This window comes from Actinomyces sp. Marseille-QA0893 (assembly GCF_976954355.1).
Window position 1 is genome coordinate 224165 of the sequence record NZ_CDRJSY010000003.1, and the last position, 22224, is coordinate 246388.

Annotated in this window: 11 protein-coding genes and 2 tRNA genes; 9 read left to right on the plus strand and 4 right to left on the minus strand. The window is 59.2% G+C overall.

Features of this window, described 5'->3' with window-relative positions; all coding sequences use genetic code 11:
• Window positions 1-13: 13 nt before the first annotated feature.
• From ACWNMW_RS05385 to ACWNMW_RS05400, 4 genes are all read right to left on the minus strand, one after another.
• Window positions 14-7417, minus strand: a complete 7404-nt coding sequence (locus ACWNMW_RS05385; protein ID WP_449490286.1) for an SdrD B-like domain-containing protein — start codon at window positions 7415-7417, stop codon at window positions 14-16.
• 199 nt (window positions 7418-7616) lie between these two features.
• Window positions 7617-7705: transfer RNA gene (locus ACWNMW_RS05390), tRNA-Ser, on the minus strand.
• A 71-nt stretch (window positions 7706-7776) separates the two neighbouring features.
• A tRNA-Ser gene (locus ACWNMW_RS05395) sits at window positions 7777-7863 on the minus strand.
• Window positions 7864-7941: 78 nt separating this feature from the next.
• Window positions 7942-9306, minus strand: coding sequence for an AGE family epimerase/isomerase (locus ACWNMW_RS05400; RefSeq protein WP_449490287.1), 1365 nt, complete (start codon window positions 9304-9306; stop codon window positions 7942-7944).
• 175 nt (window positions 9307-9481) lie between these two features.
• Between ACWNMW_RS05400 and pgm the strand changes: the two genes are divergently transcribed.
• The 9 genes from pgm to ACWNMW_RS05445 all read left to right on the plus strand — a co-directional run bounded on the left by pgm (window position 9482) and on the right by ACWNMW_RS05445 (window position 22210).
• Entirely contained in the window at window positions 9482-11155 is a 1674-nt protein-coding gene (pgm, locus tag ACWNMW_RS05405; RefSeq protein ID WP_449490288.1) for a phosphoglucomutase (alpha-D-glucose-1,6-bisphosphate-dependent), read from the plus strand.
• Between the two features lie 155 nt (window positions 11156-11310).
• Complete coding sequence (locus ACWNMW_RS05410) at window positions 11311-12528, plus strand: hypothetical protein (RefSeq protein ID WP_449490289.1); 1218 nt, start codon at window positions 11311-11313, stop codon at window positions 12526-12528.
• The gene (locus ACWNMW_RS05415) at window positions 12521-13858 is read left to right on the plus strand and encodes a hypothetical protein (protein WP_449490290.1); all 1338 of its coding nucleotides are present in this window, start codon (window positions 12521-12523) and stop codon (window positions 13856-13858) included. The genes ACWNMW_RS05410 and ACWNMW_RS05415 overlap by 8 nt, the downstream gene beginning before the upstream one ends.
• A complete protein-coding gene (locus ACWNMW_RS05420; RefSeq protein ID WP_449490291.1) occupies window positions 13855-15279 on the plus strand; it encodes a multicopper oxidase domain-containing protein in 1425 nt (474 codons plus the stop codon). Before ACWNMW_RS05415 ends, ACWNMW_RS05420 begins: the two co-directional genes overlap by 4 nt.
• A gap of 139 nt (window positions 15280-15418) precedes the next feature.
• On the plus strand, window positions 15419-16738 hold the full coding sequence (locus ACWNMW_RS05425; RefSeq protein ID WP_449490292.1) for an MFS transporter: 1320 nt from the start codon (window positions 15419-15421) through the stop codon (window positions 16736-16738).
• Between the two features lies 1 nt (window position 16739).
• A complete protein-coding gene (locus ACWNMW_RS05430; protein WP_449490293.1) occupies window positions 16740-17990 on the plus strand; it encodes an App1 family protein in 1251 nt (416 codons plus the stop codon).
• Between the two features lie 414 nt (window positions 17991-18404).
• Window positions 18405-20018: a peptide ABC transporter substrate-binding protein gene (locus ACWNMW_RS05435; RefSeq protein ID WP_449490294.1), complete on the plus strand. Its 1614-nt coding sequence runs from the start codon at window positions 18405-18407 to the stop codon at window positions 20016-20018.
• A gap of 307 nt (window positions 20019-20325) precedes the next feature.
• Window positions 20326-21249: an ABC transporter permease gene (locus ACWNMW_RS05440; protein WP_072457231.1), complete on the plus strand. Its 924-nt coding sequence runs from the start codon at window positions 20326-20328 to the stop codon at window positions 21247-21249.
• The gene (locus tag ACWNMW_RS05445) at window positions 21242-22210 is read left to right on the plus strand and encodes an ABC transporter permease (protein ID WP_448750921.1); all 969 of its coding nucleotides are present in this window, start codon (window positions 21242-21244) and stop codon (window positions 22208-22210) included. Before ACWNMW_RS05440 ends, ACWNMW_RS05445 begins: the two co-directional genes overlap by 8 nt.
• Window positions 22211-22224 lie beyond the last annotated feature (14 nt).

Sequence of the window (22224 nt, forward strand, 5' to 3'; positions counted from 1 at the left end):
TCGCGTCATGCGATCAGTTGCGACGCTTGCGAGCGGTGCCAAGGGCACCCACACCAGCGGTCAGCAACATGGCCGTCAGGATCGCGATCCACTGTGCATCCGCACCGGTCTTTGCCAAGAGCGACTTCGCAGGCTGCGAAGGCGTCGGGATCAAGGTGACCGGGAAGTCAATATCCAAGTTGACCTCGCCCTCGGTGAGGGTGACGGAAGTGGAGGTCGACGCGGCCTCGTAACCGGAAGGAACCTCGATCGACACGGTGTAGGTGCCGGGGAGGACTCCCTCGAAGCGGTAGCGACCATCGGAGTCGGTCGTCGTGCGCGCGACCTCGGTGCCGGAAGCATCCTTGAGGATCACGGTCACGCCGGGAACTCCGGGCTCACCATTGTCAACGCCGTTGTGATCCTGATCGTTCCACACGCGGTCGCCGATCGTTGCCGGCTTGACGAAGCCAAAGTCAACGCCCTGGACCGAGGAATCGGTGATGGTCACCGGTGCCTGGGTAGCGCCGCGTCCGGTGTAGGCCTGGGTGTTGGTCAGACCAGCCAAGACGCCCGTGTTCGGATCAACGATCGAGACACGGTAGGTGCCCACTCCGAGGCCAACAAACTGGTAGTTGCCATCGGCATCGGTCACGGTTGTCATGGGGTTGCCATTGTGATCGAGGACGGGGTTGCCATCGCCATCGAGCAGGGCGACAGTCACGCCGGCGAAACGCTCTTCGGTCGAGCTCTTGGAGAAGCTTGCATCGGAGTCACGGTAGATCGTGCCACCGAGGTTGTAGCCGCCCTTGAAGGACGCCGAGGACTCGTTGTTCGTCGGGTTGTCGCCCGCCTGATCCTGGTGGGAGATACGCGCGACGTTCGTGACGAGCGCGCCCGCACCTTCACCGGTGATCTCGACGGTGATTTCGATGGATTGATCATCACCCTTGGCGATGGTCTCTCCGGAGAGGTTCCACACGCCGGCGGTCGCATCGTAGGTGCCGTCGCCTTCAGCCTTGACGAACTTAACGCCCGCCGGGAGCTTGTCGGAGACGGTGACACCGGTTGCCACACCCGGACCATTGTTGGACAGGGTCAGGGTGTAGGTGACCTTCTTACCGGGGGTGAACTCGAAGGTTTCCTGATCGACCTCGTCCGGATCGGTGATCGCCTTCTTGATGGCGGTGTCAGCCGAGATTCCGAAGCCCCAGTCCTGATCAAGGTTCTGGTTCTTCTCGCCCGTCAGAGTCAGGTTAGCCGTGAGCTTCATGGCCGTTGCGAAGGCGGTGGAATCAGCCTTGGTTGCATCACTGACCACGGTCTTGTTCTCAACATCTCCAGCGGGGGAGTGGGTGAGAACGTCGAGCAGCGGTTCGGCGGTCTGGAGAGTCTCAGGATCGATACTCACCTTGTAGTCGCCGGGCAGCAGGTTCTCGAACTTGTACTTGCCATCCGCATCGGTCGTGGTCTCGTAGGTGCGAGTGATTCCACCCGGGCCGGTCCAGGTCAAAGTGACCTTCACGCCGGGCAGTACCTTGTCGCCAGCGTCGGGGGCATTGCCACCGTTCTGGTTGACATCGAGGAACAGTTGATCACCAATGACACCGGTACCCACGGCACCGAAGTCAATCGTTTCATCCGTCTGATCCTGAGCCAGGGTGACCGAGGCCGTAGCTCCGTTGGAATCGAGAGCGCGGTCGCTTCCGGCATCCGAGGTTGTTGCCTCGTAGCCTGCAGGTGCCTGGAAGGACACCTTGTAGTCGCCGGGCAGCAGGTTCTCGAACTTGTACTTGCCATTCGCGTCGCTCGTCTTCGCTGTCACCGCGTTGCCAGAAGCATCGGTCACGGCGGAGCCGTCCGCGTAGGTCAGGGTAACCGTCACGCCGGGCAGAGCCGGTTCGTCGGCATCCTGAATGCCATCGCGGTTGACGTCCATCCAGGTGTAGTCACCCAGGGATGCGGGCTTGACGAAGCCGAAATTCACGTCGATGACGGAACCGGTTTCAGCCTTGATCGTCACCTCAGCGCTGGTCTTGTAGCGACCCGTGTAGGCCTCGAGAGGCTTGGTGCCTGCAAGAGGACCGGAGGTCGGGTTGACAACGTCGACCTTGTACTCGCCCAGGGGCAGGCCCGTGAAGGAGTACTTGCCGTCAGCATCGGTCACGGTGGTTACCGGGTTGCCATCCTTGTCGAGGACGGGAGTGCCGTCCTTCTTGAGGAGCGCAACGGTAACGCCCGAGTAGGGGTTTTCGCCGTTATCGGAGCTGAAGGATGCGTTGGCATCGTTGTAGAGCTTGCCAGCGATCGTGTAACCGGCGGTCAAGGGCACCGAGGAGGTGTTGTCCGCGGTCTTATCGCCGAACTGATCCTGGTGTTGGATGGTCGCCGTGTTGGTGACGATCGAACCTGCGGCCTCGGGAGTTACTCGCACGACGATGGTGCGCGTGCGGGTTGCGTCCTTCTCGATGACCTCATCGCTCAGGTCCCACTTGCCGGTGGCTGCATCGTAGCTACCGTCGCCGGTAGAGCTCACGAAAGTCACGCCCGCCGGGAGCTTATCCTGCGCGATGACACCGGTTGCAGGGTTGGGGCCCTCGTTCGTCAAGGTGATCGTGTAGGTGACGGTCGTGCCGGGGGTGAAGCCACCCGCGGGCTCGGCTGCCGGATCCGTGATGGTCTTGACGATCGCGGTGTTCGCGGGACCGGTGAAAGCCCAGTCCTGAGAATCATTGCTCATCTTGCCGGGGCTCAGAGTGACCTTCGAGCTCAAGGAGAGCGTCTGGTTCTCGGAGGCGGTCAGATTCCCTGAAGGAGCGTGGGTCTGTGCGGTGCACACGGGGCACGCAGTCGTCAGCGAGGCCTGATCAACGGTGACCTTGTAGTCGCCGGGGGCCAGGTTCTCGAACTTGTACTTGCCATTCGCGTCGGTCGTAGTCGTGAGCGTCTTCTCAACACCCGCCGGAGTCTTGAAGGTCAGCGTCACGGTTACGCCAGCCAGGGGCCTGTCGTGCTCAGTGGGGTTGAAACCACCGGAGTTGTCGACATCCCAGAAGATGGTGTCACCGATGTAGCCGTTTGAAATCAGGCCGAAATCGATGCTCATATCCTTCTGACCCTCAGCCAGGGTGACCTTCGGGGTAGGACCGTTGGAATCAGTATCCGCGTCGGTACCTGCGTTCGAGGTCGTGCCCGTGTAGCCAGCGGGAGGAGTGAAGCGCACGGTGTAGCTATCGTTACCATTCTGGGCGAGCATACGCTCCGGGTTCGGCAGAAGGTTTTCGAAAGTGTACTTACCGTTCGCGTCGGTGGTCACTGCTGCAACGGGATTTCCGTTGGCATCGACAACGGGTCTGTCGAGGCTGTCGACCAGGGTCACGCGCACGCCGGCAACGCCGTATTCATCGGCGTCCTGGATGCCGTCCTTGTTGGCGTCGAACCACACGTAATCACCGATCGATGCGGGCTTGACGAAACCGAAGTCGATCTTCGAGGCCGTGGGAGCCGCAGCGGTCAGGGTGATCGCCGTGGGGGTGGTGAGCTTGCCCTTGCCGGCGTCCGTGCGGCTAGCCGAGGAACCGTAGGCGAGGGTCTGCGTGTAGTCGGACAGTGCGACGGTGTCACCGTTCAGGGTGACGTTTCCGGGAACGACCTCAACCTTGTAGCTGCCAAGGTGTACGCGGTTGAAGCTGTAGTTACCGGAAGCATCCGTTGTTGTTGTGATATCGGCACCAGAGGCATCCTTGACCGGGTTGCCATCGGCGTCGAGGAGACGCACAGTGACTCCCTCAAAGGGCTTGTCGATGCCGGGATCATTTGTCCATGTTGCGTCGGTGTCATTGAAGATGGTGCCGGAGATGGTGCCACCAACCTTGAATGAAGCCGAAGCCTCGTTATTGCTCTTGTTGGAGTCGATCTGATCGAACTCGCCCAGGGAGGCCGTGTTCGTAATGGTCGACCCCTCGGTCGAAGGCTTAACCTTCACGAGCATATACATGGTCATCGTGCCGCCGACGTTGAGGTTCACGTTGAGATGTCCCGACGGCATGGCGCGCCACTCGGAATTGAACTCGTCGTACGAAGCGTCGGTGTAGACAGGACCCGCACACGGGTTTGTGGCACCGTCCTGGCACAGGCGCGTCTCATCCGAGACATACTCGACTCCATCGGGGAGAGTGTCGAGAACATTCATGCCCGAGGCGACGGCCGGACCCTTGTTGGCCAGGTTCACCCGGTACAGTACGTAGTCACCCGGCATGATCGGATCGGTCGATTCGATCGTCTCGATAACGCCGTTCGCGTCGCGGACCGGCTCGTTACCGTTCATCTTCGCGCGAGCAACCGTCTTCTTCAGCTCAACATCGGTGGAGACGTTGATGCCGACCTTGGGGGCCTCGTTGGGCAGCAGGTAGGACACCTTGCCGTTCTGCATGGAGCCACCGGACATGGCCACGGAGTTCCAGGCGATCAGGTTAGCGTTGACCGGGGAGGTCATGGTCGCCACGAACTGGATCTTCTCGCCCACCTCGATGTCGCGGTTCATGACAATGCGGAAACCGGTGATTGTCGACAAATCAGCGGGAGCTGCGCCCCATGCGTTGGGGGTGCATCCGGAAGGACCGGAGTTCATCGCACCACCGGCGCTCATCACTTCGCCGCGGCATGGGTTCTGAACGGTCGTGTATTCCACCGTGATATCCGAGGCCGGAACCGGCGTGATCTCGGGGGCGCGACCCGGCTTCTCCTTCACCGACTGGAAGGTCCAGTTGGTCGAGTTCAGGTGGGGCTGCCAAGAGGAGCCTCGAGCCTGGCCGGCCGCGGGACCGACACCCACGTCGCCCTTGTAGGGCAGGATGTCGTAGGCCACGACCTTCGTCAGCGGGGTGTTGCCGGCGTTGGAGATCGTGAAACGGTAGGCGCCGTCCGCACCCGGGTCGATTTCGGCGATCTCGCCGGCGGGGACGAAGTCGGCGTTCTTGTTGCCCTTGACTTCCTTCGCGATGTTCATCGACGGGGTGGTCGCGACGTTGAAGTTCGCCGCCGCGTTACACACGTAGTCGCTCGTCGAGCCGTTCTTGTTCACGTCGAAGGTGTCGGCCGCGCGGCTACCGATGCAGTAGTTGGTGTTGCGCAGGCTCTTGTCCTCGTTCGTGGATTTCGCGCCGTCGCCGGGCATGAACGCCATGGCGTCGTTCGTGTTCTGGCCGGCGGCAGCGGTCGCAAGTACGTTGACGTTGAAGGTCGAGTAGAGGCTGCCTTCGACCGGGTCGGGCACGTTCCATCGGATCAGGGTGCGACCCGTTCCGTTGAAGTCCTTCTCGATCTCGACCGTCACCTTGCTCAGGTCGTAGGGCGTGCCGTCGGGGTTCTTCAGCGTCGAGCGCTTCTCGGGGACGATCGCCGAGGCGTCGTCCACGTCAAAGCCCTCGGGCAGCAGGTCCACGATCGTGAAGGGCGTGGGGGCGCCACCGTCGGCCTTCGTCTTGGCGGTGCCGTTGATGAAGAAGGTGGCGGGCTTGCCAACGACCACGGGGTTGGTGCGAACGGACTTGTAGGCCTGGACGCTGGGGAACTCGTCGCGCACGCGCATCCACGAGCACAGGTTCTCGTCGGAGGCGACGACGTTACCACTGTCCTTGTCGGTCACCGTGCCGCTCGCGCAGTTCTGGAAGCGCACGTAGTCCGGGGAGGCTACGTAGTTGTAGTACCTCTCGGGCGGGTACACAGGGTTGTAGTGAGACGCGAAGTCTGCGGGTTCGGTCTTCGGGAAGTTCGTGGGGATTGTGCCGTGCAGCCACGCCTGGGGGTTCGTCTGCGGGGCGGCGTCCGTGTCGATCGTGAAGCGGGTGATCCACTCCCCCTCGGGCAGGGTCAGGCCGGTCGTCTTCGTGTAGGTGACGGTCTCGTGGTTACCCTTGTTGGTCCAGTACTCCAGCGTCCAGCCGCCGTTGTCCTCGTATCCGGACTTGCTGAAGACGGTGAAACGATAGGGACCGACCATGGTCGGCTGGTCGCAGGAGTCGCCGGCAGCCTTGGCGTCCTGGGTGGACCAGGTGCAGGGGAGCGTGTCTTCCCAGCGGAAGTGCAGGACCGTGTTACCGGAGTTCGTGCCGCCGAAGCGCCACTGGGCGAGGCTGCCGCGCGTCTGGTACGCCCAGTCGTTACCGGCCTTCGCGATCCTGCCGCCCGGCTTGCGCACGGAGAAGCCGTGCGTGATCTCGGAACTCTTCGTGACGATGGTCGACGGGTCGTTCATGACCTCGGCGGAAATGGTCGCCTTGTTGGCGACCGTGTCAGCGGTCGTTACCGCGCCCGCGGGGTACTTCACGGTGACGGTTGACTCAAGGGGATTCTGCCAAAACCACTTGTCGAAGGACCACGTCACGGTGTGGGTCGCTGCATCGTAGACGCCGCCGTCAGAGGCGGAAACGAAGACCGCCTTGGCAGGCAGCGGGTCCACGACCTTGATGTTCTGGACGCCCACGAAGCCGAGGCCGTTGAGGCTGTCGCTCTTCCTCGAGGAGCCATTCCAGCGGATGCCGACCTTGTTGGGGTTGGTCTGGTCGATCTGCTGGTAGCCGTAGCGCAGCCTATAGGTCGTCTCGCCGCCGGCCGCGGGGTAGTTGGAGGGATTCGTGGGGCCGCTCTTCTCGATGGCGACGTCAGTGGTGGCCGTCCACGTGGTGGTGAGCGCCTGCTCAACCGTCTGGGCGTTCGTCGCCCGGAAGGTCACCGTCTGATTCGTCGTGGAGTTGTTCGGCGCGTCGTAGTAGTCGTAGTGCCAGGTGACCTGGATTCGGTCGGACGTGCCGGCGGGCAGCGGGTCTTTCAGTTTGAAGATGTAGCGCTGCACGCGGGTGCCGTCCGGGGTCTTTTCCGTCGAGTTCGTCGTCTTGGTGACGCTGTCGCCGGTGACGGGGACGACCGTGTAGCCGCGCTCTGCGAGCTTGAGGCCGGCCGGCGTGATGGGGCCGGGCAGCGTCAGCTCAATTTCGGCGCCTTTACAGGGGGTGGTGACCGAGGAGCAGGAGAAGTTAATCGTCGTGATCTGATCGTCGTGGGTGCGCAGGGTCGGTTCATCGTTGACGACGTTCAGGGCCAGGGTCGCCTGGTCGTCCGTGACCGCGCGGGCGCGGCGCGTGCGAGGGGTGTTCGCGTCTGCGTTTACTCCTGCGGCCTGCGCTGAAATCTCTGCGGGGGCTTCGGTATTTGTTGCCGGAGCAGAGGTTTCTTCAGCAGAAGCGCCGCTTGCTTCTTCAGTCGTGGCGTTTTCGCTGCCTGTATCCGAGGCTTGGGCTGCCTGAGTGGTTTCGCTGCTGTTGTCAGCCGCTACGCTCCCGTATAGGGGGCTGAGCGGCGTGAACAGTAGCGAAAGTGTGGCAATACTTGCCGCACCAGCTATACGCACACGCGTATTGAGCAGTCGAGGGTGTGTCATCGAAATCTCTTTCATCGCACAATTTACAGGGATACAAGCTTTAATTTACTTTCTGCGTGCCACCCGGGCAATTGTTTGTGTATTTCATCATTGTGACGAAAAACGCTCAGACAAGTTAATGACGGCGCAACAAGGTGTCAGCCTACTGAAATAGGCAAAGAAAAACCCCGAGTTTTCCTTGAAAACTCGGGGCTATCTGCGGAGACGGCGGGATTTGAACCCGCGAGGGGCGTGAACCCCTACCTCCTTAGCAGGGAGGCGCACTCGACCGGACTATGCGACGTCTCCAATGCCGACTACTCTAAGGCATTTTCCTCGCGGACGCGAAACGCGTTGCGACCCTATTGTTGTCGGAACCGCGGAGGGCAAGGGATTCGAACCCCTGGTGCCATTGCTGACACAACGGTTTTCAAGACCGTCACCTTCGGCCACTCGGTCAGCCCTCCAGACCCGCCAATCATAGCGGATCTTGAACTATTCGCACATTCGTCTTCCCGAATATGTAATAGATCCCCAAATATTCTTCAGTGACGCCGACGGAAAGGAACCCAGGAGCGACGGTCAGCTGGAGCCTCTTCCGGATGGTCTAACAGGCCTCGTGAAATGGCCGAAGCGAAAGGTGGCCACATTGGAATGCGGCCAATCAATACGGTCTGAATTGCCCACGCAATATCGCCACTGCGCGGGACCGACTCCTCAGTCACCTGATTGTCAAACGAGAGAACGTGCAGCCACTGTCCCGGACGGACAATGAGCTCATCATTGATGAAATCGAGCCATGAACGATAGCAGTGCTCATAGTGTTCGACTTCACCCTCGCTGGCGCCGTCATCGCGAAGCGCTCGCGCCAAAGAAACCGCGGCGCATACGCCCTCGCAAGCAACCCACATGTAGTGGCGATTATCCAGGATCTGCTTCTCGTGGTCATCGAAACCAACAGAGGTGACAAAGCCGGCATGCCCCAGCTGCCTCCAGCCGTCGACGCGAGCACGCTCAAAGAACTCGGTCGCGGCCTCGAGAAGGGCATCATCGGGTTTCCTTCCCAAGGAACGCAGCGCAGCGCGGACCTGGATCGACAAACGCGCCCAGCGCAGCAGGGTACCGATCTGTACTCCCTCAAGAACGGGGGTTGAGGACCAGTGTTCCCACTTCTTTGCCCACCCCTGCTCTCCTTGGGCGACGGGGGAGGAGGTCTCGATATCGATGTATTCGCCCAGCCTCCACGAGGCCTCGTTTCCCATGCGCGCGACCGCAAGGGTGATCGCCTCTGCGCGGTCGATCCACACGGGGTCGGCGGTCGCTTCAGCGGCGGCAAGGTAGGCCTCGGTTGTCGAGGCCAGGGTCCCCAGGGAGACAATCGGAGCCTTGTGCTGTGTGCTTCCCGAGGCGATTGCGCCGTAGACCAGCGAATTCGGCACTAGCCAGCGGCGTTCCTGTTCGTGAAGAGCCTCCAATAGGAGTTCGTGTGCGCCGGGGCGATTCGCAACCGCGGCCGCAGCGCTCGCGCTGATTAAAAGGGCGTTATCGAGCTGGTAGTCAATGTCGCCGCCGCGAACTTCGGCCTTATAAGATTCCGAGTCGGTGTTTTCTTCTTCATCAACGGCGCTTGGGTCGGGCAGTCCCTTCAGGTGCTCGTCAATTACGCGACGCAAGGTGTGTGTTGCGTGGTCGGCGTAGCGGCGAGAACCGGGAAGCCCCAAGAGAGTCCCTAAAGAAAAGGCGTGGAGCATTCGAGCGCTGAGGGTGAACTGAGCGCGCGGGCTGGGTTCTTCACCTTCTGGGCCTTCACTGAAGCCTGAAGGTGTTGTACTCACTTTTGCCTCTGCAATCAGTGCTTGAAGTTGCGCTGAAAGCCAGCGATTGTGCTCGATTGAATCCAACCAGCCCATGGGGTTCTCCTTTGCCGTCCATGCCTGTCACTGTCAGCGTCGTTGCGAAAGCGACATCCTGACCGAGTTTATCCCAAGGGCGTCCAAGGTGTCGGAGCTTAACGAATATTTACTCATGATTGTGCTCTATGTGGACTCTCTTGCACGCCTGAGGGAAACATTGCAGACTAAAAGCATGTTTGATCGAGCTGGCACTGTTGCCCTTCCTGAAGACCTCACCGATATTGATGCGCTGATTTCTGCGTATTACGACATCGAACCCGATCCCTCAAACCCCGATCAACGGGTGTCTTTTGGTACCTCCGGACACCGCGGTAGCGCATTCGATGGCAAGTTCAACGAAGCACACATCGTTGCGATCACCCAGGCAATCGTCGACTACCGAGCCGAGCAGGGCTTCAACGGCCCGCTTTTTATTGGTCGCGACACCCACGCACTGAGCGAACCCGCATGGCGAACCGCCCTGGAAGTCTTGGCCGCCAATAAGGTTGATGTCCGCATTGACGCACGCGGATCTTTCACCCCGACCCCCGCGGTTTCTGTTGCGATTCTCGGTGCAAATGGTGCACCCAAGCACCTGCGCACGACGGGGGAGGGACTGGCCGACGGTATCGTCGTCACCCCCAGCCACAACCCGCCTCGTGACGGCGGATTCAAGTACAACCCGCCTCACGGTGGACCCGCGGACTCTGATGCGACCTCGTGGATCGCCAAGCGCGCCAACGAAATCCTTGAAAAGGGTTGGCGCAGCGTCGATCGCGTTTTGGGCTCGGACCTGCTGGATCACCCCTGCATCCACCGCTTCGACTATCTTGCCTACTACGTCGACCAACTTGACCAGGTCATCGATATCGATGCGATTCGCGAGGCCGGCGTGCGCATTGGCGCCGATCCCCTCGGTGGTGCGTCGGTCGACTACTGGGGAGCCATCGCCGAGCGTTACGGTCTTGAGCTCACCGTGGTCAACCCCACCGTTGACCCCGCTTGGTCTTTCATGACCCTGGACTGGGATGGAAAGATCCGCATGGACTGCTCCTCTCCCTATGCGATGGCCTCGCTGCGTAATGCGATGACTCCGGATGAAAACGGAAACACTCCCTACGACATCGCGACCGGAAATGACGCCGATTCGGACCGTCACGGAATCGTGACCCCCGATGGTTTGATGAATCCGAACCACTACCTGGCAGTTGCGATCGAGTATCTCTTCACGCACCGCCCGAACTGGCCCGCGGATGCGGCGGTCGGTAAGACCCTGGTGTCCTCGGCACTCATCGACCGCGTTGCTGATTCCATCGGCCGCAAACTGGTCGAGGTCCCCGTCGGCTTCAAGTACTTCGTTCCAGGTTTGGTCAGCGCTGAGCTCGGTTTTGGCGGTGAAGAAAGCGCAGGAGCCTCCTTCCTTCGCAAGGATGGCACCGTGTGGTCCACCGATAAGGACGGAATCATCCTGGCCCTTCTGGCCTCTGAGATTCTGGCCGTTACCGGTAAGACCCCCTCGCAGCTGCACGAGGAACAGGTCGAACGCTTCGGAGCTTCGGCTTATGCACGAATTGATGCACCCGCGAACCGTGAAGAAAAGGCAAAGCTTGCCGCTTTGTCTCCTGAGGATGTCTCTGCAACCGAACTGGCCGGTGATCCGATCACCGCTAAGCTCGTGCGCGCTCCGGGCAACGACGCGGCGATCGGTGGCCTGAAGGTGACGACCGATGTCGCGTGGTTCGCGGCTCGTCCCTCGGGTACTGAGGATGTCTACAAGATCTACGCCGAGTCCTTCCGCGGAGCCGAGCACCTTGCTCAGGTTCAGGAAGCGGCAAAGCAACTGGTGAGTGAGGCCTTGAAGGGCTGAGTTCGCGTTCATAACCTTTGTGAGGGGTGCGGGGTCGTGTTGTGGCCCCGCACCCCTTTCGTTATTCATGTTCAGGATTTGCGGCTTGGTGGAAAAAGAGCCTGCTGACCGGTACCTTTAAGGGGTCTCATTAAAGCAGGAGAGGTCCGGTAAAAATGGTGGAGAAAACGCGCGAAGGTGCGGATACCTTAACCTCTGCACGCCCGCCTTTTCCCTGGCCTCGAATGATCCTGCTCATGGGGGCGGCACTTGCCCTTCTAGCGGGGCTTGACGCAGCTCTTGTCCGCCTGGGAGCCCTTGCTCCGGTGAGCTCAACGGACTTGGGTGCAATCCACGGAATCCTCATGGTCTATGGCTTCTTGGGAACAGCGATCTGTTTAGAACGCGCGGTGGCAATTAATTCCCGCTGGGCATACCTTTCCCCGGCAGCCTCGGCGCTCGCGGGAATTGCGGCCATCGTCATCTCTCAAAGCCGCGCGGTCGCTAATTTCATTGCTGCATTGCCGCTTCCGGCCTACCTGAGCCGTACCCTTCCCGGATACCAATCCCAGCGGATGCTCCCAGCGGTGCTGTGGACACTCTCCATGATCACCTTGATCATGATCTATCGGCATGTCTGGAGAAAACGCCAGGCCTCCTACGCAGTCCTGATCCAGCTGGTCGCTTCCTGCGTCGGCCTGTGCGGGATTCTCTTATGGATGCGAGGACTGGAAGTCGCCCTCATCATGCCCTGGTGGCTCTTCTTCCTGCTCCTCACTATCGTTGGCGAGCGCCTGGAACTAGCGCGCCTTGCCTTCAGTGAAACAACCGAGAAACGAATCCTGGTCTGGATCGGGGCACTGGTCATCTCGCTTGCGCTCACGCTGATTGTTCCCCTTGTCGCCTACCCGCTTCTAGGGATCTCCCTCGCAGCCCTTGCGATCGACATGGGATATCACGATGTCGCTCTCAAAACGATCAAAATCCCTGGAATTCCGCGTCTTTCTGCGGTCGCGATGCTCGCGGGATACGGGTGGACGATGCTCCCGGCCGCTCTGTGGATTACCACACCCCCGACCTTCTCCGGCTACGGCTACGATGCGATTGTCCACGCCCTGACCGTGGGTTTCGCGGTCTCGATGGTTATCGCGCACGCGCCGGTCATCATCCCCTCGGTGATTCGCCGCGAGGTTCCCTATCACCTTGCGATGTGGGTTCCCCTGGCTCTTTTCCACTTGAGCCTGCTGATCCGTTTCCTTTCTGGTGCGCGCGAGGCTGCGCTTCCCTGGCGCTTTGGGGGAACGCTGGGCGTGTGCGCCTTCCTCCTTTTTGTCGTCACGACGGCGAGCGTGACCATTGCGAACACGAGGCGCGAGCGGAGCACTCATGCCTGAGATTGCTTCGCCTTCCGCATCCACGCTGACTCCCGCAAAAACTGCTCGACAGCGCACTGACACTTTCACCTCGATCTGGATGATGATCGCGGTCGCAATGGCGATTGCCACGCTGGTCGCTAAAAGCCGGATGCCCCAACCCCTGTGGACCATGATTCACCTGGTGACCCTGGGTGTCTTAAGCAATGGGATTTTTCAGTGGTCGTGGTTCTTCGCGCGCTCTCTGGCGCGCTTGTCCGCTGATGACCCGCGAGCGCGCCGACACAACACCATCCGCGTCCTGATTTTCAATGCCTTCTTCGCCTCGCTCTTTGTCTCAATGTGGCTGGGATGGATGGTCGGCACAGTGATCGCTGCGACCGGAATTGCCGCAGTCGCCGCGTGGCACGGCGCTGAAATGCTGTCGGTTCTTCGCGAACGCTTGGCTTCCCGCTTCGTCGTCGTCGTGCGCTACTACGTGTGCTCGGCCTCGTTCTTTGTTCTTGCCGCGCTGCTGGCTTCCTTTGTCACCGTAACGATGTTTTCACCGTCCATTCCCGAGGCCATGGTCGCGATGCGCGATCGCCTGACCCTTGCTCACGCCCTCAGTGGCGTTGCGGGATGGGTTGGTCTCACGATAGGTGGAACGGTCATTACCTTGGGGCCGACAATTCTGCGCACTCGGATGTCTCCCGATGCAGTCAGTGGCGGTGTGCGGGTTCTTCTTCCCTGGTGTTTGAGCTTGCTTCTTGCAATCGCTGGTGCCCTTCTGGGCGTGATGCCCCTGGTCGGAGCGGGGATCCTTGCGGTCGGGGCATGCGCAATTGTCGGGATCGTCTACCCTTACGCGAAAGTCCTTCGAAATAAAGGTCCGCGTGAGTATTCCGCCTGGTCATTCCTGCTTGGTCTGCTGTGGATCAGCGTGGGAGTGTGCGCTCTAGGAGTGGCGGCGCTGTTCGTCTCCACTCCCTCTCAGCTTCGTGCGCTCACCCTCATGTGGCTTCCCATCATTGGAATCGCGGGTTTTGCTCAGCTCTTCCAAGGCGCTCTGTCCTATCTGATGCCGGTCGTGATCGGCGGTGGCCCCTCCATCGTTCGAATCGGTATCGCAATCATCGACTGGCAGTTTCCCCTGCGTTTGGGGCTACGAAACAGCGCACTGATCCTCGAGCTATTTCTGTTCTTCGCAGGCGATACCCCCTCTGTTCACGTGCTTCGAATGGCGGGATGGTTCCTTGTGATCGCAACATTCGTCATCGATGTCGTTATCTATGCAAAAACTGGCGTTACTCAAGCGCGGGCGCGCCGTGCCCGCAGTGAAACCCTGAGTGAAAGTAGGCAGGTTCAATGAGCGAAGAAAACACCGGGCCCTCGCGGGCAGCGATGGTCTTCACTGGCCTTGGCGCAGTTGTGGCTCTCGTGGTTGCCAGCGTTCTCGCGGGAGGATCAAACCTGGGCACGACGGGCGCAACTGCGGGGGCACACTCAAGCGCGGCCTCGGCAACGCAGGTGAAAGAAACCGGTGAAACCACCCACGTGGAAATCGGCGTCCAAGGGATGTCCTTCACTCCCTCTGTCATCCACGTTCCGGCGGGAAACCGACTGCACATTACTTTCACGAACACCGCTGAACAACGCCACGATTTGGTCCTGGCCAATGGGCAAACGACCGGCTCTCTGGCCCCCGGAGCAAGCGCAGAACTGGACGCTGGAGTGATCACTGCCAACACTGAGGGCTGGTGTTCACTGCCGGGGCATCGCGAGATGGGAATGACGCTGAGCATTCTCGCCGATGGAGCACCGGGCGGCTCTGCATCAGCGGGCTCACACTCTGGCGGCGCCTCCCACAACCACGAGGTTGCAACGGGAACGGGAATCCCAACTGCAGACCAACTGCGAGCCTACGCAGCGAAAGTCGATCCCTATCCCGCTGAAGTTGCACCGGCCTCGGAAGAAAAAGACCACTACTACACCCTGGTTGCCCGCGACGATATCGTGCAGAACCTGAGCGAGGATGTCAGCCGGACGGTCTGGACTTTCAACGGGAACACGCCCGCTCCCACCCTTCGTGGAAAGATCGGCGATACCTTCCACATCACCCTGAAAAACGAAGGGACCATGGGGCATTCTCTGGACTTCCACGCCGGCGATATTGCGCCGGATGAGGCCATGAAGACGATCGATCCCGGGCAGACGCTGGAATACACCTTCACTGCGAAGGCAGCCGGTATCTGGATGTACCACTGCTCGACGCATCCCATGTCCATGCACATTGCCAACGGCATGACCGGTGCGGTGATTATTGACCCCAGCGATCTGCGCCCGGTCGACCACGAGTATGCGATGGTTGCGACCGAGCTGTATCTGGGGGATAACGGCGGAACCGCAAGCGCCACGAAGATCGCCTCGATGATGCCCGACCTGCAGGCATTCAATGGCCGTCCCTTCCAGTACGATGCGCACCCCCTCAAAGTGAAGGTCGGCGAGCGCGTGCGTTTCTGGCTGATGGATTCGGGCCCAAATACCGCCATGTCCTTCCACATCGTTGGTGGACAATTCGACACCGTCTGGGACGAGGGTGGCTACACGCTCATCGACGGAGGTAATGCCATCAGCCGTGGGGGAGGGGGATCTCAGACCTTCCCCATGCTTCCCGCGCAGGGCGGTTTCGTTGAGCTTTCTTTCAAGGAGCCGGGGACCTACACCTTCGTCAACCACATCATGAGCCTTGCCGAGGCCGGGGCTCACGGAAAGATTGAAGTGACGAACTAAGCCGTGGCGCGCGGTACGGACGAAGCGTACGCGGCGCGGAAATGGTCTAGGCCAAGCGCTGTTTACGCGCTTTGAAGGGTGCGCGGCACCATACGCGTGGAGAGTGTCAAAGGTGCGTGGAAGCGCATAAACTGACACAGTGCTGTCGACTTATGGGGAAATTCTTCGTCTGAACCGCGCCTGGCGTTTTTCGGCTGCTGGGTTCATCTTGCGTCTACCCATGTCCATCATGCCGATCTCGATTATTTTGTCGATTCAAACGGCATATGGAAACTACACCCTTGCCGGTGTGGTCTCGGCGATCAATATCATCGCTTTGGCGGTGACCGCACCGATGTGGGCACGACTGGTTGACCGCTATGGACAGCTCAAAATCATGGGACCGGTTTTCGCGGTTTCTGCTATCGCGACCACCGTTCTCTTGTTTGCAACCTTAGAGGTTGCATCCACATGGATCCTCTTCGTATCGGCAGGTATTGCGGGAGCCACGTGGGGTTCCCCGGGTGCCCTGGTTCGTGCACGTTGGATTCGCGCGACTGACACCGTTGCCCAGCTCAATAGTGCCTTCGCATTGGAGGCCGCAGTTGACGAGTTTGTCTACATCGTTGGCCCCGTGGTTGCAACGGTTTTGGGTACTGCTCTTCACCCAACAACGGGTGTTGCCGTTTCCATCGTCTTCCTTATCCTCGGAGCAGCGCTCTTCTTGGGACAGCGCTCTTCCGAGCCGGTTCCCGTATCCCATCGTTCGCCCGTCCACCTTGACGAGGCGGGGGAGGCATCCACTTCCGAAGACGGAGGCAAGGGGACTGCTACTGGCGCCGCGGCCTCGGCCCCTCAGCGCTCTCTGCTTCTGCTCCCCGCAATGATCGTCCTCATGCTGACTTACGCGGGAATGGGCGCGCAATTCGGAGCAAACGATATCGCGGTTGTCGCATTCACGAAGGAGCTCGGGGTTCCGGCGCTTTCAGGCGTTTTGCTGGCCATGTTCTCCGTCGGTTCCTTCATTTCTGCCCTGCTCTATGGCGCGCGAAGCTGGCGCCACCCCCTGTGGAAGCTCTTCGCAGTCGGCGTTGTTGCCCTTGCCATTGGAATGACTGCATATCTGCTGGCGAACTCTTTGGTCTCGCTGGGGATCATCATGTTGATCAGTGGCATTGCCTGCGCGCCTACCATGACGAACGTCAACATGATGGTCACGAAGTCGGTTCCTCGCCATCGTCAAACCGAGGGCTTGGCATGGCTGAGCACGGCGATTAACTTGGGTGTTTCCCTTGGTTCTTCCGCCTCTGGACCGGCAGTTGACCGCTATGGTTCCACCGGTGCCTACGTGATGATTGCGATTTTTGCTTGGCTTATGGTTCTGGGTATGGTTGTTGGCCTGCCGACCCTCAAGAAGTCTCTCCTCAAATCCGCCCAGGAGGAGGCTGAACACCAGCGCGAAGTTTTGGATGAGGATTGAGATGATCGATAACGAAACCCCATCCCTCGCGCTTTCCGTCGCTGCTTCCCTTGACGAGGCGACTTCCCGAGGCCTCGCAGGCCTGCTGGGGTGGGCGGGTTTCTACCCTGGGATCGTGGGTTTTGGCGGTTATGCCTCCGAAAAAACGGCTCGCGTCATGGCTCGAGTCATTATGGAGGACCGCGGTGGTGAGCGTTCGTGGCTCAGCCAGCGTCGCGGCTGGCGTCAGTTTTTCGATGCCCAGGTCCCCGGCCAACCTGTTGTCGTGACTTTTGGTCAGGCACAAACTCTTGCTTTCAGTGACCGTGGCGGATACATCGATATTGATCTTGAGGGACACGGTTTGGCGCCGGGATGGCATACTGCTTCGATTCAGCCCTTGAACGCCTGTGATGTCGCAAAACTGGGTTTGCAAGAGGGTGAGAAGCTTTTCCATTTGTCTCAGCTTGGCCAAGGTGAGCTCAGCGCGGGCGGCGAGTTGTTCCGCGTTCACAGCGCTGATGATGATCGTGTTTTGGGGCGAGTGCGCGCAGCAAAATCGGTTGATGTCTCTTTGCGCGTGATTGGCAATGATGAAGAGTTTGGTGTGGTTTCCGATATCGATGACACCATCATTGTCTCGATGATTCCGCGACTTCTCACAGCTGCAAAGCATGCGCTGATGGAGCGTGTTTCTCAGCGCGAGGCCGTGCCTGGGATGGCCCGTTTCTTACGTAAACTTTCTCGTCGAGAGATGCCAATCTTCGCCCGGGGAAAGAACACCGGTGGACGTGGGGGAGCGCGGCCTCGTGAGCTGCCAGTCATGTACCTGTCGACGGGACCGTGGAACTTGGTTCCCGGCTTGCGTGAGTTTTTGCGACGTGCTGACTATCCAATGGGTGCTTTGCTCATGACGGATTTTGGGCCCTCGAATACCGGGTGGTTCCGCTCTGGGATGGAACACAAGAGGCGCGAGCTTCGTCGTTTACGTCGAACTTTCCCGCATATCCGGTGGATTTTAGTCGGTGATGACGGACAGCATGATCCTGAGATTTATGCCGAATTTGCGCGGGAATTTCCGCGCAATGTTGCGGGAATTGCTATTCGTTCGCTCTCGCAGATCGAGCAATTGATGGCGCACGGTACTTTTGAAGCGATTTCCTCAGGCGCTTTGGATGATGTGCCGGCGGGTATCCCCCGTTGGTGCGGCGAAGACGGAGATGCGTTAAGGCGGGCGGTTGCGGCTGAGCAGCCGCAACCGCCAACCCCGTAACGTCTAACCGGATATTTGGGCCGCTGAAGCAAGACCAAATATCCGGCTGCAGTCCCCGAGGCGGCGAGTCCTGCATTGTTTAGATTAGTCTGTTTCAGTTCATTACGGCAGGGGTTAGTTCGTGCTGAAAGCTATATTTCTGCGCCATTTAGCGGGCTGTTGACTAGGCAATAAGCCTGATCGGAACGGGTATCAATGGTTGACGAGGAAGCAAAATTGATACCCCTGTGATATATGGCATAGGTTGACATAATGAGCACTATTCTCAAAGAATCTTCTTTACCAAATCTTGACAATCGTAATCGAAATGTAATGTTTAAATCATGGACACGTGAAGTTTTTGGGAAGAAAGTCGGCTATGCTCTCGGTCATCAGCACTTCTGATGAACAGCATTCCTAATAGGAGGAATCCTTATGAACCTCAAGAGGTCTTGGCTGGCAGTGCCCGCCGTCCTTGGTCTGACACTGACCGCCTGCTCTTCTGGCAGCACCGGTTCCAATGGTGGTTCTTCGTCCGGTGGCTCTACGGACAACATTGTCGTGGTCAACGGTTCTGAACCCCAGAACCCGCTGATCCCGGCGAACACCAATGAGACCGGTGGTGGCCGCATCGTCTCCAGCATCTTCTCGTCCCCCGCATACTACGCGGCTGACGGCTCGACCCAGCTGGACGCTGCAGAGTCCATCACCCCTAACTCTGACAACACCGAGTGGACCATTAAGCTCCGCGCCGATGGTAAGTTCTCCGACGGCACCCCCGTTCTGGCAAAGAACTTCGTCGAGGCATGGAAGATGGCCACGAAGGAGAACCTGGGTTCCGCAAGTTTCTTCGCTGATGTTATTGGCACCGACGATGACGGCGCTGGCGATATGGCAGGTGGCCTGGAGATCATTGACGACTACACCTTCGTCGTCAAGCTGAAGGGCCCTGAGTCGGACTTCATGAAGCGCTTGGGCTACACCGCTTACTCTCCGCTTCCTGACTCGACTCTGGCAGACCCCAAGAACGGTGGCGAGCACCCCGTGGGTAACGGCCCCTACATGCCGAACGGCGAGAATGCATGGCAGCACTCCAAGCAGATCGATCTGGCCGTGAACCCCAACTACTCTGGTCCTCGTACCGCGAAGAACGGCGGCCTCCGCATCGTCTTCTACCAGTCCCTCGATGCTGCATACGCTGACCTGAGCTCCAACGACCTCGACGTTCTCGATGGCGTCCCGACCTCGGTCTTCTCCAGCTACCAGCAGGAACTGTCCGGACGTACTGCTAACCAGCCCGCAGCTGTCATTCAGTACATCACTATTCCTGAGCGCTTGGAGCACTTCTCCGGTGAAGAAGGCAAGCTGCGTCGCAAGGCCATCTCAATGGCTATCGATCGTGACTCGATCGTCAAGACGGTCTTCGCTGGCACCCGCACCCCCGCCAAGGACTTCACTTCCCCCGCAATTGAAGGTTATAAGGAAGGCCTGAAGGGTTCTGAGGTTCTGAACTACAACCCCGAGAAGGCTAAGGAACTGTGGGCGCAGGCCAACGCCATCTCTCCGTGGAGCGGCAAGTTCCTCATCTCCTACAACTCTGATGGTGGCCACCAGCAGTGGGTTGACGCAACCTGCAACTCCATCAAGAACACCTTGGGTATTGAGGCTGAAGGCGATGCCTACGCAGACTTCAAGTCGCTGCTTGGCGATATGAAGGCCGGCACCACCAAGGGTGCGTTCCGTCAGGGCTGGCAGGCTGACTACCCCTCGGTCTACAACTTCCTCTTCCCGACCTACTCCTCGAACGCTTCCTCCAACTACTCCGGTTGGAAGAGCAGTCAGTTTGACAAGTACCTGAGCGACTCGCTGTCCGCTTCGCCTACCGAGGCACTTGACCTTCAGTACAAGGCCGAAGAGCTGCTCTTCGAGGATATGCCGATCATCCCGACCTGGTACTCGAACACCAACGGTGCATGGTCCACCAAGGTGAGCAACGTTCAGTTCACCTGGAACTCGACTGTGCAGTACTTCGCGATTACCAAGAACTGAACATAGTTCTTCCCCGCTGAACATAGGCGGAAAAACTGTGGGGTGGAGGTCATGAGGCTTCCACCCCACAGTTGTTCATGACATCTCGTGAAATGGACGTGTGTGCGCGTAATTAAAGACACACGATTGACCATTTACCACTTCTTTGCATTACTATGATCAGTAGTACGCATGAGTAGTGTCGTGTACCTGCTTTCGGCCTCAGGCTTGTAGAGTGTGCGACCCATGTGAAATCCCGTTCATCTTGATGAACCCCGACAAGTTTGCGAAAACCATTCGTAAACGCATGTATTAAAAGGACCTGTCCATGCTGCGATACATCGGACGACGTCTCCTACAGACCATCCCGGTCTTCTTTGGAGCAACGTTCCTGATCTTTGCGATGGTCTACCTGATGCCAGGTGATCCCGTCGCGGCCCTCGGTGGCGATAAGGGCTTGACCGAGGCTGCGGCAGCTCGAATCCGCGAAGAGTACAACCTTGATAAGCCTTTCTGGCTGCAGTACCTGCTCTACCTCAAGGGCATCTTCACCCTTGACTTCGGAAAGACCTTCTCCGGTCGACCGGTGACCGAGGTACTGGCAACCGCATTCCCGATCACCATCCGCTTGGCCATTTACGCTCTGTTGATTGAGGCTATTCTCGGCATTCTCTTCGGTGTTATTGCGGGTGTGCGTCGCGGCGGTATCTTCGACTCGACGGTCCTGGTTCTCTCGCTGGTCGTCATTTCTGTGCCGACCTTCGTTATCGGCTTCCTCATGCAGTTCTTCCTCGGCATCAAGTGGGGTATCTTCCCGCCAACGGCAAGTACTGTTTCATTGAAGTCATTGACGATGCCTGCAATTGTGCTAGGCGCAACCTCTCTCGCATACGTCATCCGACTCACGCGCCAATCGGTGTCCGAAAACGTCTCTGCCGACTACGTGCGTACCGCTCGCGCCAAGGGCCTGAAAGAAGGCACCGTCATGACGCGCCACATTCTGCGTAACTCGCTGATCCCCGTCGCAACCTTCCTCGGTGGCGACTTGGGTGGCCTCATGGGTGGCGCGATCATCACCGAAGGTATCTTCAACATCAACGGCGTTGGCGGTACCTTGTGGCAGTCCATCGTCCGCGGTGAGCCCGCCACCGTTGTCTCCTTCACGACAGTCCTGGTCATGGTTTACATCACCGCAAACCTCCTTGTTGACCTGCTGTACGCCGTTCTTGATCCGAGGATTCGCTATGAGTGATTTCATCCCTTCGCAAGCTATTTCGCGTACTCGCGCCGGTCAGGAGCACTACGTCTCGGATATTGATGAGACCGGTTTGGGCGCAGTTGACGCCGTTGCCGATGAGTCCGCACCCGCCTCAATGTGGGGTGAAGCGTGGAAGAATCTGCGCAAGCGTCCCCTGTTCTGGATCGCTGCGGTCATTATCGTTATTGCCGTTTTGATCTCTGCGTTCCCACAGCTTTTTACGAGCGTTAAGCCCGACTACTGCGAACTCTCGCACTCTCTGGGCAAGCCCGAGGCCGGACACCCCTTCGGCTACACCTTCCAGGGCTGCGATATCTACGCTCGCGTCATCTACGGTGCACGCGCCTCGGTTTCCGTCGGCGTCCTGACGACGATTTGCGTCGTCTTGATTGGTGCAACTCTTGGCTCCATCGCCGGCTACCTTGGCGGTTGGATCGACGCCGTGATCTCACGTGTCACCGACATCTTCTTCGCAGTCCCTCTGCTGCTCGCAGCAATCGTCTTCATGCAGATGTTCAAGCAGCACCGCAACATCTGGATGGTCATCTTGGTCTTGTCGATGTTCGGCTGGACTCAGATCGCACGTATTACGCGCGGTTCGGTCATGAGCGCCAAGAACGAAGAATTCGTGACGGCTGCGAAGGCGACCGGTGCATCTCGCTGGCGGATCCTGCTCTCCCACATCATCCCGAACTCCATGGCGCCGATCATCGTCTACGCGACGGTTGCTCTTGGTTCCTTCATCGTCGCCGAGGCCTCGCTGTCCTTCATGGGCATCGGTCTTCCCCCGACGGTGGTGTCTTGGGGTGCTGACATCTCGCAGGCGAAGGATAACCTGAGGCAGGCACCGATGGTTCTCTTCTACCCCGCTATGGCACTGGCCTTGACCGTGCTCAGCTTCATCACGATGGGTGACGCCGTTCGCGAAGCCCTTGACCCGAAGGCGAAGAAGTGAACGAAGAACAATTC

Excerpts from the sequence above, each read along its gene's own strand:
- ACWNMW_RS05435 (WP_449490294.1), top strand. The coding sequence starts at position 18,405 with ATGAACCTCAAGAGGTCTTGGCTGGCAGTGCCCGCCGTCCTTGGTCTG.
- ACWNMW_RS05410 (WP_449490289.1), top strand. The coding sequence starts at position 11,311 with ATGGTGGAGAAAACGCGCGAAGGTGCGGATACCTTAACCTCTGCACGC.
- pgm (WP_449490288.1), top strand. The coding sequence starts at position 9,482 with ATGTTTGATCGAGCTGGCACTGTTGCCCTTCCTGAAGACCTCACCGAT.
- ACWNMW_RS05415 (WP_449490290.1), top strand. The coding sequence starts at position 12,521 with ATGCCTGAGATTGCTTCGCCTTCCGCATCCACGCTGACTCCCGCAAAA.
- ACWNMW_RS05440 (WP_072457231.1), top strand. The coding sequence starts at position 20,326 with ATGCTGCGATACATCGGACGACGTCTCCTACAGACCATCCCGGTCTTC.
- ACWNMW_RS05385 (WP_449490286.1), bottom strand. The coding sequence starts at position 7,417 with ATGACACACCCTCGACTGCTCAATACGCGTGTGCGTATAGCTGGTGCG.
- ACWNMW_RS05430 (WP_449490293.1), top strand. The coding sequence starts at position 16,740 with ATGATCGATAACGAAACCCCATCCCTCGCGCTTTCCGTCGCTGCTTCC.
- ACWNMW_RS05445 (WP_448750921.1), top strand. The coding sequence starts at position 21,242 with ATGAGTGATTTCATCCCTTCGCAAGCTATTTCGCGTACTCGCGCCGGT.
- ACWNMW_RS05420 (WP_449490291.1), top strand. The coding sequence starts at position 13,855 with ATGAGCGAAGAAAACACCGGGCCCTCGCGGGCAGCGATGGTCTTCACT.
- ACWNMW_RS05400 (WP_449490287.1), bottom strand. The coding sequence starts at position 9,306 with ATGGGCTGGTTGGATTCAATCGAGCACAATCGCTGGCTTTCAGCGCAA.